A 22,609-nucleotide genomic window follows, 5' to 3' on the forward strand; every position below is an offset into this window, starting at 1 on the left:
GATGTCAGGCTCCCTTCACGGCGCTGCGCACGAGGACGACGCCGCCCTTGGGGCCAGGAACCGCGCCCTTGACGAGCAGCAGACCCTTCTCGGCGTCCACGGCGTGGATCGTCAGGTTCTGGGTGGTCTTGCGGGCGTTGCCCATGCGACCAGCCATCTTCATGCCCTTGAACACGCGCGACGGCGTGGAAGCGCCACCGATCGAGCCGGGCTTGCGGTGGTTGCGGTGGGCACCGTGCGAGGCGCCGACACCGTGGAAGCCGTGACGCTTCATGACACCCGCGGTGCCCTTGCCCTTGGTCGTGCCCACGACGTCGACCACAGCGCCGGCGGCGAACGCCTCAGCGGTGATCTCCTGGCCGAGCGTGTACTCGGCCGCGTCGGAGGTGCGGACCTCGGCGACGTGACGGCGAGGCGTGACGCCCGCCTTCTCGAAGTGACCGGTCAGCGGCTGGCTGACGCGGCGGGGGTCAACCTGGCCGTAGGCGAGCTGGACGGCGGTGTAGCCGTCCGTCTCAGCGCTGCGGACCTGGGTGACCACGTTGGTGCCGACGGCGACGACGGTCACGGGCACGAGGCGACCGGCCTCGTCCCAGAGCTGCGTCATCCCGAGCTTCGTGCCGAGCACAGCCGTCACCGGCCTGTTGTTCTGAGGGGTAGTCATCTTCTCTCCTCCCCGATCAGAGCTTGATCTCGATGTTCACGTCCGCAGGAAGGTCGAGACGCATGAGCGAGTCGACCGCCTTCGGCGTGGGATCGATGATGTCGATGAGGCGCTTGTGCGTGCGCATCTCGAAGTGCTCGCGGCTGTCCTTGTACTTGTGAGGCGACCGGATGACGCAAAAAACGTTCTTCTCCGTCGGCAACGGCACCGGGCCCACGACCGTCGCACCAGCGCGAATCACCGTGTCGACGATCTTGCGCGCCGAACTGTCGATGACTTCGTGGTCGTAGGACTTGAGCCGGATGCGGATCTTCTGTCCCGCCATGGCGTCGTCTGACTCTCTCTCTCGAACCGCTACTGTCCGACCCCCGCGCTCGGGCGTGTCGCATGTGCGTCGCACCCGAACCCGATCACCCGGGTGGGTGCTGGGCCGTTGGTGATGTGCTGGTCCGCATCCCGCAGAGCGGGGTGCGCGCCGTCCACAACGTCTTCTTGTCTGACGGGGGCTCATCGCGAAGTATCTCGATCTGTACGCACAGAGAGTCCACCTCGCGATTCCACGCGGATCAACACACTGTTCGATACATGAATGAGCGCGCCCGTAACAGGCAACCTGAACATCTTGCCACGGGACCACCGCCCAGCACAAACCCTCGTCGTAGTGACGTGCGACGCACACGCGCTCGGGCGCGTCGTCACGTCCGCCTGGCACTCCCCAGACGCAGCAAAGCCCGCCTCGCGAGAGACGGGCCTTGCTGTGCTCAGCCGCCGGCGGAGCCGGCGAACCGTGCGTCTAGCTCATCGGTGACCTGAGGTCACTTGATGATCTTGGTGACCTGGCCGGAGCCGACGGTACGGCCACCCTCACGGATGGCGAAGCCGAGGCCCTCCTCCATGGCGATCGGCTGGATGAGCTCGACCGACATCTCGGTGTTGTCGCCGGGCATGACCATCTCGGTGCCCTCGGGCAGCGTGATGACGCCGGTGACGTCCGTCGTACGGAAGTAGAACTGCGGACGGTAGTTCGAGTAGAACGGGTTGTGACGCCCGCCCTCGTCCTTGCTGAGGATGTAGACGCGAGCCTCGAAGTGCGTGTGCGGGGTGATGGAGCCCGGCTTCACGACGACCTGGCCACGCTCGACGTCCTCGCGCTTGATGCCACGGAGCAGAAGACCGGTGTTGTCACCAGCCTGCGCCTCGTCCATCGACTTGTGGAACGTCTCGATGCCCGTGACGGTGGTCTTCTGCGCGGGGCGGATACCGACGATCTCGACGTCGGAGTTCACCTGGAGAGCGCCACGGTCGACCTTGCCGGTGACGACGGTGCCACGACCGGTGATCGTGAAGACGTCCTCGATCGGCATGAGGAAGGGCTTGTCGAGGTCACGGACCGGGTCCGGGACGTTGTTGTCGACAGCCTCCATGAGGTCCTCGACGGACTTGACCCAGGTCGGGTCGCCCTCGAGCGCCTTGAGGCCCGAGACGCGGATGACCGGAGCCTCGTCACCGTCGAAGCCCTGCGAGGAGAGGAGCTCGCGCACCTCCATCTCGACGAGCTCGAGGATCTCCTCGTCGTCGACCATGTCGGACTTGTTCAGCGCGACCAGCAGGTAGGGAACACCGACCTGGCGGGCGAGCAGAACGTGCTCACGGGTCTGAGCCATCGGGCCGTCGGTCGCCGCGACCACGAGGATCGCGCCGTCCATCTGAGCGGCGCCGGTGATCATGTTCTTGATGTAGTCAGCGTGACCGGGAGCGTCGACGTGCGCGTAGTGGCGCTTGTCCGTCTCGTACTCGATGTGCGCGATGTTGATCGTGATGCCGCGCTGCTTCTCTTCGGGCGCCTTGTCGATCTCGTCGAACTTGAACTCAGGGTTCACGTCCGGGAACTTGTCGTGCAGCACCTTGGAGATGGCCGCCGTCAGCGTCGTCTTACCGTGGTCGACGTGACCGATGGTACCGATGTTGACGTGCGGCTTGGTCCGCTCGAACTTGGCCTTCGCCACTGGGGTCCTCCTGGGACTTGGGTAGTTGTGCCGAACGATGCAGGTGCCCGCCCCGAGGGGCGGAGCATCTGCCGGGCGTGCGGGTCGCTACAGGTTGATGGTTGTTACTGGATGGTCGACCTGTGGGGACTCACTCGCCCCGGGTCTTCTTGATGATCTCTTCGGCAACGTTCCGAGGGACCTCGGAGTAGCTGTCGAACTGCATCGAGTACACAGCGCGACCCTGGGTCTTCGACCGCAGGTCACCGATGTACCCGAACATCTCGGAGAGCGGCACCTGAGCGCGCACCACCTTCACGCCGGTCGCATCCTCCATGGACTGGATCATGCCACGACGAGAGTTGATGTCGCCGATGACGTCGCCCATGTACTCCTCGGGCGTACGCACCTCGACCGCCATGACCGGCTCGAGAAGAACCGGGTCCGCCCGCTTGACGCCCTCCTTGAGGACCATCGAGCCGGCAATCTTGAACGCCATCTCGGACGAGTCGACGTCGTGGTACGCGCCGTCGAGCAGGATCGCCTTGACGCCCACGAGGGGGAAGCCGGCGAGCACACCGAGCTGCATCGCAGCCTGGATGCCCTGGTCGACGGACGGGATGTACTCACGCGGGATACGACCACCGGTGACGGCGTTCTCGAACTTGTAGAGCTCGCCCTCGGAGGTGTCGAGCGGCTCGAAGGTCACCTGGACCTTGGCGAACTGACCCGAACCACCGGTCTGCTTCTTGTGCGTGTAGTCGATCTTCTCCGCCGCGCGGCGGATCGTCTCGCGGTACGCGACCTGCGGCTTGCCGACGTTGGCCTCGACCTTGAACTCGCGACGCATGCGGTCGACGAGGATGTCGAGGTGGAGCTCGCCCATGCCGCCGATGACGGTCTGGCCTGTCTCCTCGTCGAGCTTGACGCGGAAGGTCGGGTCCTCCTCGGCGAGCTTCTGGATCGCGACGCCGAGCTTCTCCTGGTCGGCCTTCGTCTTCGGCTCGATCGCGACGTCGATGACAGGCTCAGGGAAGGTCATCGACTCGAGGATGACGGGCGCGTCGGTAGCGCACAGCGTGTCACCGGTCGTGACGTCCTTCAGGCCGATGAACGCGTAGATGTGACCTGCCGAGGCCTCCTCGACCGGGTTCTCCTTGTTGGAGTGCATCTGGAAGAGCTTGCCGATGCGCTCCTTCTTGCCCTTGGTCGAGTTGAGCACCTGAGCGCCCTGCGCGACCTTGCCCGAGTACACGCGGACATAGGTGAGCTTGCCGAAGAACGGGTGCGTCGCGACCTTGAACGCGAGAGCCGCGAACGGCTCCGAAGCGTCCGGGTGGCGGGTGATGACCTTCTCCTCGTCCTTGACGTCCGTGCCGTCGATGGCGGGGACGTCGAGGGGCGACGGGAGGTAGTCGATGACGGCGTCGAGCATGGGCTGGACGCCCTTGTTCTTGAACGCCGAACCGCACATGACCGGGAAGGCCTCGCCAGCGATGACGAGCTTGCGGATGCCGGACTTGATCTCGGCGATCGAGAGCTCCTCGCCACCGAGGTACTTCTCGAGGAGAGCCTCGTCGGCCTCCGCGATGTCCTCGATGAGCTGAGCGCGGTACTGCTCAGCCTTCTCCTGGAGGTCGGCCGGGATCTCCTCGATCTCGTAGTGCTCGCCGAGCTTCGTCTCGCCACGCCAGACGAGCGCCTTCATCTCGAGCAGGTCGACGACGCCGATGAAGTCGTTCTCGGCGCCGATCGGCAGCTGGATGACGAGCGGCTTCGCCTTGAGGCGGTTGATGATCGTGTCGACGGTGAAGTAGAAGTCAGCGCCGAGCTTGTCCATCTTGTTGACGAAGCAGATGCGCGGGACGTTGTACTTGTCGGCCTGGCGCCAGACGGTCTCCGACTGGGGCTCGACGCCCTCCTTGCCGTCGAACACGGCAACCGCACCGTCGAGGACACGGAGCGAACGCTCGACCTCGACCGTGAAGTCGACGTGCCCGGGGGTGTCGATGATGTTGATCTGGTTGTTCTTCCAGTAGCAGGTCGTCGCGGCGGACGTGATCGTGATGCCGCGCTCCTGCTCCTGCTCCATCCAGTCCATCGTCGACGCGCCGTCGTGCGTCTCACCGATCTTGTAGTTGACACCCGTGTAGAAGAGGATGCGCTCGGTGGTCGTCGTCTTACCAGCATCGATGTGGGCCATGATGCCGATGTTGCGGACCTTGTTCAGGTCGGTCAGCACGTCAAGTGCCACGGTGGTGTTCCCCTTTAGCGGTGGAGGTCGTACGTGGGGGGCTCGCGCCCAGGTGCCCGAAGGCGCCCCGGAGAACCGGGGCGCCGTTCGGAATTACCAGCGGTAGTGCGCGAAGGCCTTGTTGGACTCGGCCATCTTGTGCATGTCCTCGCGGCGCTTGACAGCGGCACCCAGGCCGTTGGAGGCGTCGAGGATCTCGTTCATGAGGCGCTCGGTCATCGTCTTCTCGCGGCGAGCGCGCGAGTAGTCGACGAGCCAACGCAGCGCGAGGGTGGTCGCACGCGTCGGGCGGACCTCGACGGGCACCTGGTAGGTCGCACCACCGACGCGGCGCGAGCGGACCTCGAGCGCGGGGCGGATGTTCTCGAGCGCACGCTTGAGCACGACGACGGGGTCACCGTCGACCTTGCCGCGAACACCCTCGAGGGCACCGTAGACGATCGCCTCGGCGGTCGACTTCTTGCCGTCCAGGAGGACCTTGTTGACGAGCTGGGTGACGACGGGCGATCCGTAGACCGGGTCGACGATGAGCGGCCGCTTCGGGGCCGGACCCTTACGAGGCATCAGGCCTTCTCCTTCTTCGCGCCGTAGCGGCTACGCGCCTGCTTGCGGTTCTTGACGCCCTGCGTGTCGAGCGCGCCGCGCACGATCTTGTAGCGGACACCGGGGAGGTCCTTCACACGACCGCCGCGCACGAGCACGATCGAGTGCTCCTGCAGGTTGTGCCCGACGCCGGGGATGTACGCCGTGACCTCGATCTGGCTCGAGAGGCGCACACGGGCGACCTTCCGGAGCGCCGAGTTCGGCTTCTTGGGGGTGGTGGTGTACACGCGGGTGCACACGCCGCGCCGCTGCGGGGAGCCCTTGAGGGCCGGGGTCTTCGACTTCCCGACCTTGGACGTCCGCCCCTTGCGGACGAGCTGCTGGATCGTAGGCACTACGTCTCCGTGTCTTCTCGAGCTGTGCGGGTGGTCCCGCAGGTTTGGTCTGTGTCGCGCCGCCAGCATCAGCGCACACCTCCGCCTGCTTCCGCAGACGGAACGCCAACTACCACCGGCTCGATGGTCCAGCTCACCAGGTCTCGCGACCCGGCTTGCCGGAATGCCCGCCACGTCGTCGGTCGCATCCGCTCACCTGGGGCGGTGCCGATCCACGGGAGACCGGCGCGGTCTGGGTCAAGACCCGACGCGCCGACTTCTCGCGAATCGATTCCGCAGGCCGCCGCTCTCCTGGTGTGCAGGAGGCTCCCCGGGCCCAAGGGCGCGGAGCGCTGGCAGCGCATGCGGATGCCCGACGACACGGGCACGAGTGCCAACGTTATCCGCGCAACAGTCGCGGTGTCAAAGGGCTCGCGGCTCGGTACCCGGTGACCTGCCTCACCGCAGCGGCTGCAGACCTGGAGCCCCACCCCTCTCCCCTACGTCGGACAGGAAGCCCTGACGACTCGCCGACCGGTAGTGCTCAGCAGGACGACGAGGGGCCCGCCGCTTACGCGGCGGGCCCCTCGTTCAGAGCTTTCGGCAGCCCTCAGATCACTGGAAGTCGCCGAAGTCGATCTCGTCGAGCGGGATCGCGTCACCCGAGCCCATACCGAGCGTCGGGAAGTCGATCTCGTCGTAGCCGAAGCTCGGGTAGAGCTCCGCCTTCGCCTCCTCCGTCGGCTCGACCTCCACGTTGCCGTAGCGCGGGAGGCCGGTGCCGGCCGGGATGAGCTTACCGAGGATGACGTTCTCCTTGAGGCCGAGCAGCGGGTCGCGGCGACCGCTCATGGCGGCCTCCGTGAGCACGCGCGTCGTCTCCTGGAAGGACGCCGCCGACAGCCACGAGTCCGTCGCGAGCGACGCCTTCGTGATGCCCATGAGCTCCGGACGGCCAGCCGCAGGCGCGCCGCCCTCGGCGACGGCCGCACGGTTCTGGTCCTCGAAGCGCGTGCGCTCCGCGAGCTCACCCGGCAGCAGGTTGGTGCCACCCGACTCGAGGACGGTGACGCGCCGCAGCATCTGCCGCACGATGACCTCGATGTGCTTGTCGTGGATGTCCACACCCTGCGAGCGGTAGACCTCCTGGACCTCGTCCACGAGGTGCTTCTGCGTCGCGCGCGGGCCGAGGATGCGCAGGACCTTCTTCGGGTCCACCGCGCCCTGGACGAGCTGCGTGCCGACCTCGACGTGCTGACCGTCCTCGACGAGGAGGCGAGCACGCTTGGTCACCGGGTACGCGATCTCCTCGGAGCCGTCGTCGGGCGTGAGCACGAGACGACGCGACCGCTCGGCCTCGTCGATCGTGATCCGGCCCGAGTACTCGGCGATCGGGCTCTCACCCTTCGGGGTGCGAGCCTCGAAGAGCTCCGTGACACGCGGCAGACCCTGCGTGATGTCGTCTGCCGAGGCGACACCACCGGTGTGGAAGGTACGCATGGTCAGCTGCGTGCCCGGCTCACCGATCGACTGTGCGGCGATGATGCCGACAGCCTCACCGATGTCCACGAGCTTGCCGGTCGCGAGCGAGCGGCCGTAGCACTTGGCGCACGTACCGACGCGGGACTCGCACGTGAGCACCGACCGGACCTTGAGGTCCACCACGCCGGCCTCGACGAGGGCGTCGATCAGGACGTCACCCACGTCGTCGCCGGCCTCGCCGATGACCTTGCCGTCGACCTCGACGCGGCTCGCGAGCGAGCGCGAGTAGATGCTCGTCTCGACCTTCGGGTGACGACGGAAGACGCCGTCGGGGCCCTGCTCTGAGACCGCGAGCAGCAGCCCGCGCTCCGTGCCGCAGTCCTCCTCGCGGACGATGACATCCTGCGAGACGTCCACCAGACGACGGGTCAGGTAGCCCGAGTCCGCCGTACGCAGCGCGGTGTCAGCGAGACCCTTACGGGCACCGTGCGTCGCGATGAAGTACTCGAGGACGGACAGACCCTCGCGGTAGTTCGACTTGATCGGACGCGGGATGATCTCACCCTTCGGGTTCGCCACGAGACCACGCATACCGGCGATCTGACGAACCTGCATCCAGTTACCACGAGCACCCGAGCCCACCATCCGGTAGACCGTGTTGCGGGCGTGGCTCTCGAAGTTCTCCTTCATGACCTTGGCGACCTTGTCGGTGGCCTGGGTCCAGATCTCGATGAGCTCCTGACGACGCTCGTCGTCAGTGATCAGGCCCTTCTCGTACTGCTGCTGGACCGTGAGCGCCTTGGCCTCGTGGTCGTCGAGGATCTGACGCTTCTCGAGCGGCGTGTTGACGTCGGAGATCGCGATCGTGACGCCCGAGCGCGTCGCCCAGCGGAAGCCCGCAGCCTTGAGCGCGTCGAGCGACTCGGCCACCTCGACCTTCGGGTACTTCTCAGCGAGCTCGTTGACGATCGCGGAGAGCTGCTTCTTGTCGACGACCCCGTTGACGTACGGGTAGTCGACCGGGAGCGTCTCGTTGAACAGCGCGCGGCCGAGCGTGGTCTCGAACAGGATCGGCTGACCCTGCTCCCAACCCTCAGGAGCCTCGAAGTCGCTGACCGGCGGGACGAGGTCCTCCATGCGGATCTTCACGACCGCGTTGAGGTCCAGCGTGCCCTGGTCGAACGCCATGATCGCCTCGGCCACCGAGGAGAAGGCGCGTCCCTCACCCGTCGCACCCTCGCGGTCCGACGTCAGGTGGAACAGCCCGATGATCATGTCCTGCGAGGGCATGGTCACCGGACGGCCGTCCGACGGCTTGAGGATGTTGTTGCTCGACAGCATGAGGATGCGGGCCTCGGCCTGAGCCTCGGCCGAGAGCGGCAGGTGCACGGCCATCTGGTCACCGTCGAAGTCAGCGTTGAACGCTGCGCAGACGAGCGGGTGCAGGTGGATCGCCTTGCCCTCGACGAGCTGGGGCTCGAACGCCTGGATACCCAGACGGTGCAGCGTAGGCGCACGGTTGAGGAGGACCGGGTGCTCGGTGATGACCTCTTCGAGGACGTCCCACACGACCGGCTTCGCACGCTCGACCATCCGCTTCGCGGACTTGATGTTCTGCGCGTGGTTGAGGTCCACGAGACGCTTCATGACGAACGGCTTGAACAGCTCGAGCGCCATCTGCTTCGGCAGGCCGCACTGGTGCAGCTTGAGCTGCGGGCCGACCACGATGACCGAACGGCCCGAGTAGTCGACGCGCTTGCCGAGCAGGTTCTGGCGGAATCGACCCTGCTTGCCCTTGAGCATGTCGGAGATCGACTTCAGCGGGCGGTTGCCCGGTCCGGTCACCGGACGTCCGCGACGTCCGTTGTCGAACAGCGCGTCGACGGCCTCCTGGAGCATCCGCTTCTCGTTGTTCACGATGATCTCGGGAGCACCGAGGTCGAGCAGACGCTTCAGGCGGTTGTTGCGGTTGATGACGCGGCGGTACAGGTCGTTGAGGTCCGACGTCGCGAAGCGGCCACCGTCGAGCTGCACCATCGGGCGCAGGTCCGGCGGAATGACCGGGACAGCGTCGAGAACCATGCCCGTGGGCGAGTTGGTCGTCGTGAGGAACGCGTTGACGACCTTCAGGCGCTTGAGGGCGCGGGTCTTCTTCTGGCCCTTGCCCGTGCGGATGATCTCGTGGAGGTTCTCGGACTCGGCCTCGAGGTCGAAGTCCTGCAGGCGCTTCTGGATCGCCGCAGCGCCCATCGAGCCCTCGAAGTAGTTGCCGTAGCGGTCCTGCAGCTGGCGGTAGAGCAGCTCGTCACCCTCGAGGTCCGCGACCTTGAGGTTCTTGAACCGGTCCCACACCCGCTCGAGGCGGTCGAGCTCGGCGTCCGCACGCTTGCGGATCTGAGCCATCTCACGCTCGGCAGAGTCGCGGACCTTGCGGCGCGCGTCAGCCTTGGCACCCTCGGCCTCCAGGGCCGCGAGGTCCTGCTCGAGGCGCTGGGCGCGGTTCTCGATCTCGCTGTCGCGACGGTCGGTGATCTCCTTCTTCTCCAGGTCGATCTCGTTCTGGAGGTTCGGGAGGTCTTCCTGGCGACCGGCCTCGTCGACCGAGGTGATCATGTACGCCGCGAAGTAGATGACCTTCTCGAGGTCCTTCGGGGCGAGGTCCAGCAGGTAGCCCAGACGCGAGGGCACACCCTTGAAGAACCAGATGTGGGTGACGGGAGCGGCGAGCTCGATGTGGCCCATGCGCTCACGGCGCACCTTCGAGCGCGTGACCTCGACGCCACACCGCTCGCAGATGATGCCCTTGAAGCGCACGCGCTTGTACTTGCCGCAGTAGCACTCCCAGTCCCGGGTCGGGCCGAAGATCTTCTCGCAGAAGAGTCCGTCCTTCTCAGGCTTGAGGGTGCGGTAGTTGATGGTCTCGGGCTTCTTGACCTCACCGTGGGACCAGGTGCGGATGTCCTCCGCGGTGGCCATTCCGATGCGCAGCTCGTCGAAGACATTGACGTCGAGCAAGGTGTTCCTACTTCCTTGGTTCGCCGGGCGGTCGTGGATCCGTCGCCGGCGCTATGGAGGCTGAAGAATGTGTCAGGTCGCGCCGCCCGCATCGCTCACGCGGAGCGGGCGGCGCACCCGATATCAGATCTCGTCGATGCTGGAGGCAGCGTTGGGACGGCGGGACAGGTCGATGCCCAGCTCCTCCGCAGCGCGGTACACCTCGTCGTCGGACTCGCGCATCTCGATCGAGACACCGTCGGACGACAGCACCTCGACGTTCAGGCAGAGCGACTGCATCTCCTTGAGAAGCACCTTGAACGACTCAGGGATGCCCGAGTCGGGGATGTTCTCGCCCTTGACGATCGCCTCGTAGACCTTGACCCGGCCGGGGACGTCGTCGGACTTGATCGTGAGCAGCTCCTGGAGCGTGTAAGCGGCGCCGTAGGCCTCGAGTGCCCACACCTCCATCTCACCGAAGCGCTGACCACCGAACTGCGCCTTACCACCCAGCGGCTGCTGCGTGATCATCGAGTACGGACCGGTGGAGCGCGCGTGGATCTTGTCGTCCACGAGGTGGTGCAGCTTCAGGATGTACATGTAGCCGACCGAGACAGGCTCCGGGAACGGCTCGCCGGAGCGTCCGTCGAAGAGCCGCGCCTTGCCGTCCGTGCCGACCATGCGGTCGCCGTCACGGTTCGGGATGGTCGCGCCCATGAGGCCCGTGAGCGCGTCCTCCTCGAGACCGTCGAAGACCGGGGTCGCGAGCGGGCGGCCGGGGTCGGACGCGTGCGCGACCTCGGGCAGCGACTTGAGCCACTCGAGGTCACCCTCGGCCAACTTGACGTCGTAGCCCTGCGCCGCGATCCACCCGAGGTGGACCTCGAGCACCTGACCGACGTTCATACGGCCGGGGACACCCATCGGGTTGAGGATGATGTCGACCGGCGTGCCGTCAGCGAGGAACGGCATGTCCTCGACGGGCAGGATCGTCGAGATGACGCCCTTGTTGCCGTGGCGGCCGGCGAGCTTGTCGCCTGCGGTGATCTTGCGTCGCTGAGCGATGTACACGCGGACGAGCTCGTTGACACCGGCGGGCAGCTCGTCGCCGTCCTCACGACGGAACTCCTTGACGCCGATGACCGTGCCGGACTCGCCGTGGGGCACCTTGAGGGACGTGTCACGGACCTCGCGAGCCTTCTCGCCGAAGATCGCGCGGAGCAGACGCTCCTCCGGGGTCAGCTCGGTCTCACCCTTGGGCGTGACCTTGCCGACGAGCACGTCGCCCGCGCCGACCTCAGCACCGATGCGGATGATGCCGCGCTCGTCGAGGTCCGCCAGGACGTCCTCGGAGACGTTCGGGATGTCCCGCGTGATCTCCTCAGGGCCGAGCTTCGTGTCGCGAGCGTCGATCTCGTGCTCCTCGATGTGGATCGAGGAGAGGACGTCGTCCTGGACGAGGCGCTGCGACAGGATGATCGCGTCCTCGTAGTTGTGGCCCTCCCACGACATGAACGCGACGAGCAGGTTGCGCCCGAGCGCGAGCTCGCCGCCGTCGGTCGCAGGACCGTCCGCCAGGACGGACCCGGACTCGACGCGGGTGCCCTCGTCGACCAGCACGCGCTGGTTGTAGGACGTGCCCTGGTTCGAGCGGCGGAACTTCGCGATGCGATAGCTCGTCGTGGTGGCGTCGTCGTTGGCGACGACGACGAGGTCTGCAGAGACCTCGCGGACCACACCGGGCTTGGTCGCGACGATGACGTCACCGGCGTCGACCGCAGCACGCCACTCCATGCCGGTGCCGACGAGCGGCGCCTCGGAGCGGACGAGCGGCACGGCCTGGCGCTGCATGTTCGCGCCCATGAGTGCGCGGTTGGCGTCGTCGTGCTCGAGGAACGGGATGAGCGCGGTCGCGACCGACACCATCTGGCGCGGCGAGACGTCCATGTAGTCGACGTTCGCACCGGGGACGATCTCGACCTCGCCGCCCTTCGTGCGGACGAGCACGCGCTCGTCGACGAAGGAACCGTCGGGGTTCAGCGCCTGGTTCGCCTGGGCGATGATGTGGCGGTCCTCGTCGTCGGCCGTGAGGTACACGACGTCGTCCGACACGCGCCCGTTCTCGACCTTGCGGTACGGCGTCTCGATGAAGCCGAACGGGTTGATGCGACCGAAGGACGCGAGCGAGCCGATGAGGCCGATGTTCGGGCCTTCAGGGGTCTCGATCGGGCACATGCGGCCGTAGTGCGACGGGTGGACGTCACGGACCTCCATGCCGGCGCGGTCACGAGAGAGACCGCCCGGGCCGAGCGCGGAGAGGCGACGCTTGTGCGTCAGGCCCGCGAGCGGGTTGTTCTGGTCCATGAACTGCGAGAGCTGCGACGTGCCGAAGAACTCCTTGATCGACGCCACGACCGGGCGGATGTTGATCAGGGTCTGCGGCGTGATCGCCTCGACGTCCTGCGTCGTCATGCGCTCGCGCACGACGCGCTCCATCCGGGACAGGCCCGTGCGGACCTGGTTCTGGATGAGCTCACCGACGGCGCGGATGCGGCGGTTGCCGAAGTGGTCGATGTCGTCCGTCTCGGCGCGGACCTCGATCGGCTCGCCGTCCTTGAGGCCGGGGATCGTGGCGACGTCGGCGTGCAGCGCGGCGAGGTACTTGATCGTCGCGACGATGTCGCCGACGGCGAGGACCGAGTCGTGGAGGTCGGCGTCGCGGCCGAGCTTCTTGTTCAGCTTGTAGCGGCCGACCTTCGCGAGGTCGTAGCGCTTGGAGTTGAAGTAGAAGTTGTCGAGCAGGTTGCGGCCCGCCTCGACGGTGGGCGGCTCGCCCGGGCGGATCTTGCGGTAGAGGTCGACGAGCGCCTCGTCCTGCGTCTGGACGTTGTCCTTCTCGAGGGTGTCGAGGACAGCCGGGAAGTCCTTGAACTCCTCGCGGATCTCGGACTCGGTCAGGCCGAGGGCCTTGAGCAGGACGGTGACGGACTGCTTGCGCTTGCGGTCGACACGGACGCCGACGGCGTCGCGCTTGTCGATCTCGAACTCGAGCCAGGCACCACGCGAGGGGATGATCTTCGCGGAGAAGATGTCCTTGTCGCTCGTCTTGTCGGCGATGCGCTCGAAGTAGACGCCCGGCGAACGGACGAGCTGCGAGACGACGACGCGCTCGGTGCCGTTGATGATGAACGTGCCACGCGTCGTCATGAGCGGGAAGTCGCCCATGAAGACGGTCTGGCTCTTGATCTCACCGGTGTTGTAGTTCACGAACTCAGCCGTGACGAACAGTGGCGCGGCGTACGTGAAGTCCTTCTCCTTGCACTCCTCCGCCGTGTACTTCGGCGGCTCGAAGCGGTGGTTGGAGAAGGAGAGGGACATCGTGGACCCGAAGTCCTCGATCGGGGAGATCTCAGCGAAGATCTCCTCCAGACCGGAGGTGTCGGGGACGTCGCGGCGACCGGCCTCGACAGCAGCGGCGACGCGGGCCTGCCACTTCTCGTTCCCGAGAAGCCAGTCGAAGCTCTCGGTCTGCAGCCCGAGGAGGTCGGGGACCTCGAGCGGCTCAAAGATCTTGGCGAATGACAGTCGCCTGGATGCCGTGCGGTGGGCGATCGCATCGGCGGACGGAGCATTAGGGATGCGCGAGGCAGCCAAGAGGGGTCCTTCCCTGCGGTTCGTGAGCTCTGCGGCGGTCGTGGCTGGTGCGATCCCCCGGCCGCATCGCGCGTCGGTCGCCTAGGCACGACGTTCCGCTACGATGGGTTATCTGAGATTGCAGGCACAGGCCAGCGCAAAGCGCTAGCATAACGGACCCCGTCCCGTCGAGCAAGGGACGCACCTGTGCGCTCCGTCTCCCTCGTCGCAGTGTCCTGCGGCAGTCTCCCACGAGCTGACGCTGCCCTCCGCGGGCCGTCGCCTGAGCTGCCCCAGAACCTACTTGTCGGCGAAGAGGTCGTTGATCTCGGTCTGGTCGGGCTGCAGGTAGACCTTGTACTCGACGACGTCGTCATACGCGCTGAGCGGCACCTGGTTCCGCGTCTCGCCTGAAGAATCGCCCCCACCGACCGGGATCTTCACGTCGATCCGGCCGCCGAACTCCGCCTTGCCCTCGGTCTCGTGGAAGGCCTTGGTCACGACCGCGCCGTCGGCGTCCAGCCCGACGACCGTGAGGAACTCCACGGACCCGGTGTGGCGCGGCATTCCCGCACGCACGGCCCCGAGGCCGATGCTCACCGGCAGCACCGCATCCTTGCCCTCCCCCTCGATCTCCCCGACCTCAGCCTCGAGCTCGTAGTAGTCGTCGATGAGCGGGTTTCGCTGCGAGCCCGTCTGCCCGGTCGTCACCTCGTGCCCGGCTACGCCGTCCTTGGCGTCAGCCAGCTCGACCAGCTCCGTCAGGTCGAACGCCTGGAAACGGTAGGACTGCCCCGGCTGCAGCGGCACTCGGACGTCCTCCCGCCCGGACACGCCGTCGATCGCCACGTCGAGGTTCAGATCGAACATGCAGGGGACGTCGAGCTCGTTCGTCACCGTGACCGGGACGTATGCCCGCCACGTCCGCCCGAGGCTCTCGGCCCACTCGTCGCCGGTCGCGGTGGTCGGCTTCCCGAAGTCGAGCGTGAGGTCCCCGTCCTTCACCGTGCCCGCCGCGCACCACCGGGAGGCGTCGATCGTGCGCTCGGGCGAGGGCGTCGCCGACGGGGACGACGGCGAGGCCGGGGGCGCAGTCGTCGTCGCAGGGATCGTCGGTTCAGCACCTCCCCCGCTGCACGCGCTGAGCACGAGAGAGGCGGCTGCCGCCGTCACCGTCGCTCCGACCATGGCCCAACGACGGCTCAGCACGCGCACTACCTCCACAGGGATCGACAAACCTGGTTGGAAACTACGTTCAGCGCACCCTGCTCGCAACTGCTGGTGTGTCCCTGTCACCATGCGGCACGGTCGACCAGCATGAGCACGACGTCACCCACCCCGACGCGAGCTCCCGGCTGCAGCACGACCGCCTCCATCGGTGCGATCCGCACCCCGTCGATCTCGACGCCGTTGGTCGAGGCGTTGTCGATGATCGAGCATGTGTCCCCGTCCACCTGGACGATCGCGTGCTTCTTGCTCACCGTGTCGCCCGCGACCGCGATGTCCACCCGGGCCCGCCGACGACCCACCACCGTGATCGGCTTCGTGAGCCACACGGTCGCTCCGGTCGAGAGGTCCTGCAGCCCGAACCGCTGCACGGCGGGCTGTCCGGCAGACGGCTCCGCGTGACGGGGGTACCCGAGAGGAGTCTCCTCGGGTACGGCGTGCTCCGGCGTCGGAACACCTGCCGGCGGTGCAGCGGCCACTGCGCCAGCGCCCTGGGGATGGACCGGCCCACCAGCGTGACCAGCCAGCGCGCCCGGGGGCGCAGGCAAGGCCGCCGGGGCGCTGGGGGCTGCAGGTGCTGGCGGGGCCGCAGCGGCTGCCGAGGTGGCGATCGCCGGAACGGCACCAGCAGTCTCCGCGGCCGCGGCGCGCGCCGCCGCCTTGGCCGCGGCGCGCGCCCTCCGACCGCGGTCGTAGCGTTCCTTGTTCTCCTTCGAGTAGTGCTGGAGAAGGTAGGCGAGCGACACGTGGTCCTCGTCCTCCGGCTCGAGCGTCGCAGCCGCGCGCGCCGCAGGGACGGGCTGCCCGGCCGGGACCGTCGCTCCGCCTGGCACCGCGAAACCGGGCCCTGCGGCTCGCGGAGCTGCACCCGACGCGGACTCCGGTGCGCCCCACTCCGGCAGCGGCGCGGACTCGCCCACGGTCTGGACGACGGGACTCGCACCCCCGGGTGCCTGCTGCGGCGCCTGTGTGCTGCTCGTCGCGCCGCGTCCGGCGGCCTCGGAGACGCGGGTGGCCCTGAGCAGACGTGACAGTCGCGAGACGTCCCCCGCAGCAGAGCTCCCCAGGACGTTGATGAGGTCGCTCACGTAGGACGTGTCGTCCTGCGGCGCGTAACGGAGGTTGAAGATCACGCGCTTGAAGAACCCGACAGGATCCCCGTGGTCGGAACCGTCCAGCGGGACGCAGATCATCGTCACCGCACCGTCGGCGGTGACGAAGACCCGTTCCGGGTCGTACAGGAGCGCGCTCGTGGGGATCATGTGGCGGCCCGCAGCGAGAACCGCCTCCACCATCCCGTCGAGGAGCGCGAGGACCTGGTCCTTCGTCAGGGGCGTGTCCATCCGGCTCGCGAGCGACTCGCCTGGCGCAGCGAACGAGAGCTCCACCCGGTCGTCGAGCTGGGTGCGCCGGACCGCAGCCACGCCCGGGATCTCGTTGTGGGTGAGCATGCCCCACGTGACGCTGTCGAGCGTGGCGCCCTCGGGGAGCGTCGTCATGAGTCGGCCTGCGGCGCGGTCGTCGGCCAGCTCGGGGAAGATCGTCATCAGTACCTCTGCAGCTTGATCTGGTACCAGCCGGCGTCGCCGTCCGGCGTCGAACCGGGCTCCTGGTCAGTCTGGGCGGCCGCTCCAGCGGCCGCATCCTGTGCCGGACTCTCGGCAGTCTCTGGGGTTCCTGTCTCTGGGGCTTGCTCCGTCGTGCTGCTGTCGGACAACGACGGGTGCTCGGGAGCGGCCGCCAGGCGGACCAGCGCGGTGCCCTCCGAGCTGAAGCGGGTCGCGTCGAGGAATGTCGGCGCGATGACCACGGTGCCCTCGGCGTCGGCATAGCCCCAGAGCTCCCCTGTGCGGACAGGAGCGAGATCGTGCGCGAACGATCGCGCATCGGCGAACGCAGGCTCGACGACGAGATCGCCGCTCGTGTCGATGAAGCCCCACTGGTCACCGACGCGGACAGCCGCTGCCCCTTCCGCACCGAAAGCGCGAGCGTCGTCGTAGACACCGTCACCGATGCGCTCACCGTCAGTGTCGAAGAGCTGGAACTGGGTGCCGACCTTCGCGAGGTACCGTCCTTGGTTCACCAGCACGCCCGCCTCGTCCACGGCAAGCGCTGCGTAGCCCTCGCCGACGACGGAGCCGTCCCGGCGCACGACGTTCCACGTGTCGCCCGTGCGGGTTCCAGCGAGCCCTCCCGCGAACGACGTCACCTCGTCGAACGTGCCGGGCTCGAGGACCGGTCGGAAGGACTGGTCGAGGAACGTCCAGGCACCTGAGGGTGCCTTCGCCGCGAACACACCGTCCGTGAGGATCCCGTACTCCTCGTACCCTGCCCGGACCGCTGCCAGCGTCTGTCGTCCCTTCTCGTCGACGAACTGCGGCAGTCCTTCGTCGACCACGAAGCGGTTCCCCGCCCACATCGGGCCGACCGCTTCGTAGCGGCCGTTGAGGGAGATCCCCGCCGCGTCCACGTGCAGCCAGCGTCCCTGGTCGTCGCGCACCGCGGCGACGTCGTACCTACCGTACGGAAGCACGTCGGCGAAGTGCGCTAGCCCGGTCGTGTACTGGTAGGCGACGCGGGCATAGATCGCGTCGAGCACCTCGGAGCGCACGTCGCGCGACCGTGCGCTCATCACCGCGGCATAGGCCCCGGCGACGTCCTCTCCGTCGGCATGTGCCTGCGCGAGCCTCTCGTAGCCTTCGGGTGTCTCGGGGTACGCCGCTACGAACTGCGCGAGCTCCTCGACGTAGACGTCTCGTGGGGCGTCGGACGCGAGGAAGGCGACGAGCTCGCGGTGCACGTCGAGGCCAGGCTTCAGCGCGAGCGCAGCACGGTACTCAGCGCGACCTTCCTGGATCGCGCCGATCTCGACAGCGCCCCGCGCAGCCGTGAGGTGCTCTGCATAGGCTGCTTCCGCCTCGGCGCCTGCGCGAGCGAGCGAGAACCACCCGCCCCCCACGAGCAGGACGAGCACCCCCAAGACCAAGAACCGGTACGACTTCACCTAGAGCACACCCCTGATCGAGACGAGAACTACTGCGAGGACCGTACCGGCGGCAATGCTCGGAACCATGGCGAACGAGTCCTTGCGCGTCAGCCTGCGCGTCGCCAGAGCGGTGACGGCGACCGCGAAGGACACCAGCAACGAGGCAAGGATCGAGGCGAGCGCGAGCTGCGTGCCGAGATAGAGCGTCAGTACGCCGAAGAGCTTGACGTCGCCCATCCCGATACCGCCCCGGCCGACGATCGACAGGGTCGCGAAGAATCCGACGATGATCGCGGCAGTGACGACCTCCGCGCGGATCATGTCGACAAAGCTGCCGCCCATGGTCAGCGCCTCCCACACGTAGATGACCGCGCGGCCCGCCAGCAGGGCGAGGATCGCCCGGTTCGGCACGACGTGCTCGCGGCGGTCGATAAGGGCGAGCGGCGCGAGCGACACGATCACCAGCACGAGCCGCACCTGGTACGGAGCGACCAGACCGAGCCGCTGCCACAGCAGGGCTACGACGACGACCACCGCGACCGAACCAGGAAGGACCCACCATCCCGGCGCCGAGGGGGCGAGAACGCGGCCGATGTCACCACGCGAGAGCACAGTGCCGCTGCGGACCCCGAGCGCGACGAGCCACGCGCACGACACGATGATCGCGAGCCCTGTCAGGGCCGCGACGAGGAGCGGGTCGTTCATCCGTTGGCACCCCACACACCCGACTCGGCGTGCGCCTTCATCGACACGTCGATGTCCCAGAAGAACAGGACTCGCAAGGTGTACTCGGCGTCCAGGACGACGCGCTCGTCGTTGATGGCGGTCGCTCCCGTGAAGCTCACACCGTCGGCTCCCCCGACGACGCCCAACGCATTGAGGCTCGAGCTCTCGTCGCCGAGGTGCTTCGCCATCACAGCCTTCGCTCCCGCACGCGCGTCGCTCATGAAGGCTTGGGCGAGCGGGCTGTCGGAGCCGTGGGTGCCGAAGACGTCACCGCTGCCACCGAGCTCGCTCGACAAGGTGTCCAGCGCAGTCTTGACCCGGTTGACGTCCTGACCCACCTGGGTGGTGCGGAGGTACCGGTACTGGGAGATCTCCATGGCCGTCTGGTTGAGCGCGACAGAGATCTTCGCCTGCGCGATGGCCCACGAGGAGATCGACAGGATGATGAGCATGAAGCCGACGTAGAGCGGCAGAGCGACAGCTGCCTCGACGATGAGGTGCCCCTCGTCGCGACGCGCACGTCGCACAGGTGTGCGTGCCATGTCAGAACCCACCCACCGTCGTGAGCCGCTTGAGACCTGCGTCTCCTTCGAACAGCGCGCCGCCAGAGTCGTAGTCGAAGAAGGTGCTGACCAGGGGCGTCATCTGATACTCCGCAGTGACCGTGAACGCCGTGTAAGTGTTCGACAGGTCGAAGCCGTCGTTACCGGCGTAGCCCATGTTGTGCTCGATGATGTCTCCCGCGCGAGTGACCACGCCGTCCGGGTCCACGAAGGTCGTCACGATGAGGAAGATCTGCAGGTAGTTGCGGTAGCTCAGCTCAGGGCCGTCCTTGCCGCCACCGGGTCCGCCTGGTCCGGGGCCACCGGGGCCGGACGGCCCAGGACCGCTCGGTCCCCCAGGACCTGCTCCCGGTCCGGTACCGCCCCCGGTCCCGCCGTCCCACCCTTCGGGCAGCGCCCCGTCCAGAAGGTCCATCAACGCTCCGGTGAAGACGGAGAGCTTCGCGCGATAGAGCGGAACCTTCTCTCCCTTGTGGAGCGCGACGAGGTCGTCGACCGACTGGAGGATGGCCGCGAGCACGGGGACGACGAAGGACAGTGCGGTGCCCACCAGCGGCACGGCAGCGATGGCCGACCTGATCGCCGTGACGACCGGGTCCCGGAACGCGGTGATCATGTTGACGGCCAGCCGCACGAGGAAGACCATCCCGTAGGCGCCGACCGCGCTGTTTGCCCCCGTCAGCACGTACTCCGCCTCGACCGCGCAGGTCGTGTCCTTGCAGTCCGGGAAGGGCTCGTATGTCAGACGGACCTGGTCCGGGTTCTCGTGCTCCACCGTCGAGTAGGTGAACTGGCCCACGACGTACTGCGTGATGAGCGCGGCGTCCCGGACGTCCTTGAGGACCTTCTCGATGTTGCCGAGCAGCCCGATGATCCCGTCGATCGCGTCGTCGCTGTTGTCGGCGAGCTCGTCCTTGTTGCTCGAGCCGCCGAGGTCCCGGCCGGGCCCGGAGTCGCTCGAGCCCCCGCTGCCCGGGAAGGCCGTCTGCGAGGAGAGGTCCTCGAAGAGCTCGCCGTAGGCGGCCCACTTCTCCTTGAGGAGGGCGAAGAACTTGCTGAGAACCTCGAAACCGCCCTCGCCCACCTCGTCCTTGAGCGCCTGGACCAGCAGCTCCTTGAGCTCGCCCACGGCCTTGCGGACCTGGTCGCGTACCAGCTGCTGAACCTCGTCGACGATCCGGTCGTGGAACGCCGCGATACGTCCCTCGATCTTGGTGCGCAGCTCCTGGATCGCTGCGTCGATCGCCTCGGGCGACGTCGTCTCGTCGATCCCACCGAGGTACGACTCGAGATAGTCGGTGCCGAAACTCTTGAGCTTGGCGTACGACGTGATCGACGCGAAGTCCGGCATCTCCAGCTTCAGGGACGCCCGGATGTCTTCGACGAAGTCGTCGACGGTGGTGCTGACGTCGTCGATGACCCCGTCACCGAGCGACTTCACCGCCTCCTCGATCGCATCGATGAACGCGCCGGTCTCCTCGAGCTCTCGGTCAGCCGCCGTGATGTCCTCGGCGACCTGGTCGCCACCCTCTGCCGCATGCTCGTCACGCGCCGCCTCGAGGTCGCTCGTCGGCTTGCCGCGCAGCTCCTTGATCGCGTCGAGGAGAGGTTGCGGGTCCAGTCCCGTGACCTTGGTCCGAAAGGTCGTCGCCGCGTCCGCGAGACCGGTGACCGTGTCGACCACCCGTTTGAGGTCTGTCGACGCCCGATCCTTGTCGCTCTGCGGGACGTCCTCTCCCGAGAGATCACGCGCCAGCGTCTCGAAAGCGTCGGCATAGATGTCGACGATGTCCGGGTCGCCGGTCAGAAGGTTGACCATGGCGTCGATCTTCGCGAGGAGCGCATCGAGCTCCGCGAGGACCGCATCGACGTCCTCCATGAGGTTGGTCGCCTCTTCGAGGACGTCAGCAACCTTGTTGAGGTACAGGACCCGGGCCCGGATGAGCTCCATGTTCGTCTTGATGGTCTGAAGCCATGTGAGTGTCTCGGTCAGCTCTCCCACGAAACCTACGGGCGCGCGGTACTTCATGAACTCGACGATCTGGTTGTTGAGCACCCGGGGCTCACCGAGGTTGGCGCGAGACACCGGGATCACCTCGGCCGACCCTGGGATGCTCACACGGATGACGTCCCCGCCACCTCCGCCGCTCAGCGCTGCCTTGACGATCTGGTCCGCATCCGCCGAGAGGCCCTCGTCGTCGATGACACCGAGCAGGCCGAACAGCTTGCTGAGCTGAGCGTCGTGCTGCGCGAGCACGTCGTTGAGGGCCAGCTGCTCGGCCGAGCGCACGACAGTGCGGGACAGGTGGCCCCGGCCTCCGTCGACGAAGACGCCTGCCACGACCACCATGGGGACGAGCAGCAGCGTGAGGATGACGGTCACCGAACCCGGTGAGCCGTCCTTGCGGCGCAGGCGCATGACCGCGGGACTCCTTTAGGGGTTCAGCCGATGTTCTCGACGTAGCTACGGAAACGTTCGATCTCTACGGCGAGGCCGGTCACCGCGGACACCTCGTCGTCGAACTCGGCCCGGAGGTCATCGAGAATCTCGACGTTGCGGACGAACTCGCCCATGCTGGTGACGTTGCTCGTCGACTCGGACGCGAAGTCCAGCCCGATCCGGCCGGACGGGACGATGAACGAGGCGACCGGCAGCTGGAACCCGTAGTCCGCGCTGACGACGTAGTCGCCATAGACGAGGCTTGAGCGGTAGTCGACGCCCAGCGCTCGCAGGTTCGGCGCGAGCCCGAAGAAGGAAGCGCGCCCGTCAGCAACCTCGGCCTTGAGTGCCGCCTCGTTTGCCGCAGCGCTCGCCGCGACGTCGGAATCGGCGCCGCCGTTGAAGAGAAAGCGATAGGGGTTGTTCTCGATCCCCCCGACGTCGAGGGACCCAGCACCTGATCCGTTGTCCACGGAGACGTTGGCGAGGGAGGAGTTGGCGACCTCGGCCGCGCCCTCGATCGAGTAGCGCATGACCGCTGCCTCGATCCACGAGCGCTGATAGAACATGTCGCCCACGTAGAGGAGGAGCGCCAGCACCGCGAAGACCACCGGGTAGATGAAGGCGGCCTCCACGATGACCAGACCACTCTCGTCACGTGCCCGACGCAGCCGACGGCGCGGACCGCGGGAGGGACGCGTGCGTGCGGCCCCAGCCGTGTCGCGCCGTCGGCTGGTC

15 protein-coding genes are annotated in these 22,609 nt (G+C 67.1%); all 15 read right to left on the bottom strand.

Annotation, left to right across the window (positions count from 1 at the left end; translation table 11 throughout):
• Positions 1 to 4: 4 nt before the first annotated feature.
• Positions 5 to 664: a 50S ribosomal protein L3 gene (gene rplC, locus HF995_RS02945; RefSeq protein ID WP_168446289.1), complete on the bottom strand. Its 660-nt coding sequence runs from the start codon at positions 662 to 664 to the stop codon at positions 5 to 7.
• 16 nt (positions 665 to 680) lie between these two features.
• A complete protein-coding gene (gene rpsJ / locus HF995_RS02950) occupies positions 681 to 989 on the bottom strand; it encodes a 30S ribosomal protein S10 (protein WP_098457560.1) in 309 nt (102 codons plus the stop codon).
• 490 nt (positions 990 to 1,479) lie between these two features.
• Positions 1,480 to 2,670: an elongation factor Tu gene (tuf, locus tag HF995_RS02955; protein ID WP_168446290.1), complete on the bottom strand. Its 1,191-nt coding sequence runs from the start codon at positions 2,668 to 2,670 to the stop codon at positions 1,480 to 1,482.
• A 130-nt stretch (positions 2,671 to 2,800) separates the two neighbouring features.
• Positions 2,801 to 4,903 carry an elongation factor G gene (fusA, locus tag HF995_RS02960; RefSeq protein ID WP_168446291.1) on the bottom strand — a complete coding sequence of 701 codons (2,103 nt, stop codon included), beginning with the start codon at positions 4,901 to 4,903 and terminating at the stop codon, positions 2,801 to 2,803.
• 93 nt (positions 4,904 to 4,996) lie between these two features.
• Positions 4,997 to 5,467 carry a 30S ribosomal protein S7 gene (gene rpsG, locus HF995_RS02965; RefSeq protein ID WP_098457563.1) on the bottom strand — a complete coding sequence of 157 codons (471 nt, stop codon included), beginning with the start codon at positions 5,465 to 5,467 and terminating at the stop codon, positions 4,997 to 4,999.
• Positions 5,467 to 5,841, bottom strand: a complete 375-nt coding sequence (gene rpsL / locus HF995_RS02970; protein ID WP_098457564.1) for a 30S ribosomal protein S12 — start codon at positions 5,839 to 5,841, stop codon at positions 5,467 to 5,469. Before rpsL ends, rpsG begins: the two co-directional genes overlap by 1 nt.
• Before the next feature lie 594 nt (positions 5,842 to 6,435).
• Positions 6,436 to 10,317, bottom strand: coding sequence for a DNA-directed RNA polymerase subunit beta' (locus HF995_RS02975; protein WP_168446292.1), 3,882 nt, complete (start codon positions 10,315 to 10,317; stop codon positions 6,436 to 6,438).
• Positions 10,318 to 10,440: 123 nt separating this feature from the next.
• Entirely contained in the window at positions 10,441 to 13,950 is a 3,510-nt protein-coding gene (rpoB, locus tag HF995_RS02980) for a DNA-directed RNA polymerase subunit beta (RefSeq protein WP_168446293.1), read from the bottom strand.
• Positions 13,951 to 14,229: 279 nt separating this feature from the next.
• The gene (locus HF995_RS02985) at positions 14,230 to 15,138 is read right to left on the bottom strand and encodes a hypothetical protein (protein WP_168446294.1); all 909 of its coding nucleotides are present in this window, start codon (positions 15,136 to 15,138) and stop codon (positions 14,230 to 14,232) included.
• Positions 15,139 to 15,221: 83 nt separating this feature from the next.
• On the bottom strand, positions 15,222 to 16,703 hold the full coding sequence (locus tag HF995_RS02990; protein WP_168446295.1) for an FHA domain-containing protein: 1,482 nt from the start codon (positions 16,701 to 16,703) through the stop codon (positions 15,222 to 15,224).
• On the bottom strand, positions 16,703 to 18,160 hold the full coding sequence (locus HF995_RS14035; protein WP_168446296.1) for a WG repeat-containing protein: 1,458 nt from the start codon (positions 18,158 to 18,160) through the stop codon (positions 16,703 to 16,705). Before HF995_RS14035 ends, HF995_RS02990 begins: the two co-directional genes overlap by 1 nt.
• Entirely contained in the window at positions 18,161 to 18,847 is a 687-nt protein-coding gene (locus tag HF995_RS03000; RefSeq protein WP_168446297.1) for a prepilin peptidase, read from the bottom strand.
• Positions 18,844 to 19,410, bottom strand: a complete 567-nt coding sequence (locus HF995_RS03005; protein ID WP_168446298.1) for a hypothetical protein — start codon at positions 19,408 to 19,410, stop codon at positions 18,844 to 18,846. Before HF995_RS03005 ends, HF995_RS03000 begins: the two co-directional genes overlap by 4 nt.
• Before the next feature lies 1 nt (position 19,411).
• The gene (locus tag HF995_RS03010; RefSeq protein WP_168446299.1) at positions 19,412 to 21,850 is read right to left on the bottom strand and encodes a DUF5702 domain-containing protein; all 2,439 of its coding nucleotides are present in this window, start codon (positions 21,848 to 21,850) and stop codon (positions 19,412 to 19,414) included.
• Between the two features lie 23 nt (positions 21,851 to 21,873).
• The gene (locus HF995_RS03015) at positions 21,874 to 22,506 is read right to left on the bottom strand and encodes a hypothetical protein (RefSeq protein ID WP_168446300.1); all 633 of its coding nucleotides are present in this window, start codon (positions 22,504 to 22,506) and stop codon (positions 21,874 to 21,876) included.
• Between the last annotated feature and the right edge of the window lie 103 nt (positions 22,507 to 22,609).

This window comes from Sanguibacter hominis ATCC BAA-789 (genome assembly GCF_012396185.1).
In the GTDB taxonomy this organism is placed as follows: domain Bacteria; phylum Actinomycetota; class Actinomycetes; order Actinomycetales; family Cellulomonadaceae; genus Flavimobilis; species Flavimobilis hominis.

Bases quoted from the DNA above. Each gene is read 5' to 3' on its own strand.
- rplC (WP_168446289.1), bottom strand. From the start codon at position 664: ATGACTACCCCTCAGAACAACAGGCCGGTGACGGCTGTGCTCGGCACG.
- rpsJ (WP_098457560.1), bottom strand. From the start codon at position 989: ATGGCGGGACAGAAGATCCGCATCCGGCTCAAGTCCTACGACCACGAA.
- rpsG (WP_098457563.1), bottom strand. From the start codon at position 5,467: ATGCCTCGTAAGGGTCCGGCCCCGAAGCGGCCGCTCATCGTCGACCCG.
- HF995_RS02990 (WP_168446295.1), bottom strand. From the start codon at position 16,703: ATGACGATCTTCCCCGAGCTGGCCGACGACCGCGCCGCAGGCCGACTC.
- HF995_RS03000 (WP_168446297.1), bottom strand. From the start codon at position 18,847: ATGAACGACCCGCTCCTCGTCGCGGCCCTGACAGGGCTCGCGATCATC.
- HF995_RS03005 (WP_168446298.1), bottom strand. From the start codon at position 19,410: ATGGCACGCACACCTGTGCGACGTGCGCGTCGCGACGAGGGGCACCTC.
- HF995_RS03010 (WP_168446299.1), bottom strand. From the start codon at position 21,850: ATGCGCCTGCGCCGCAAGGACGGCTCACCGGGTTCGGTGACCGTCATC.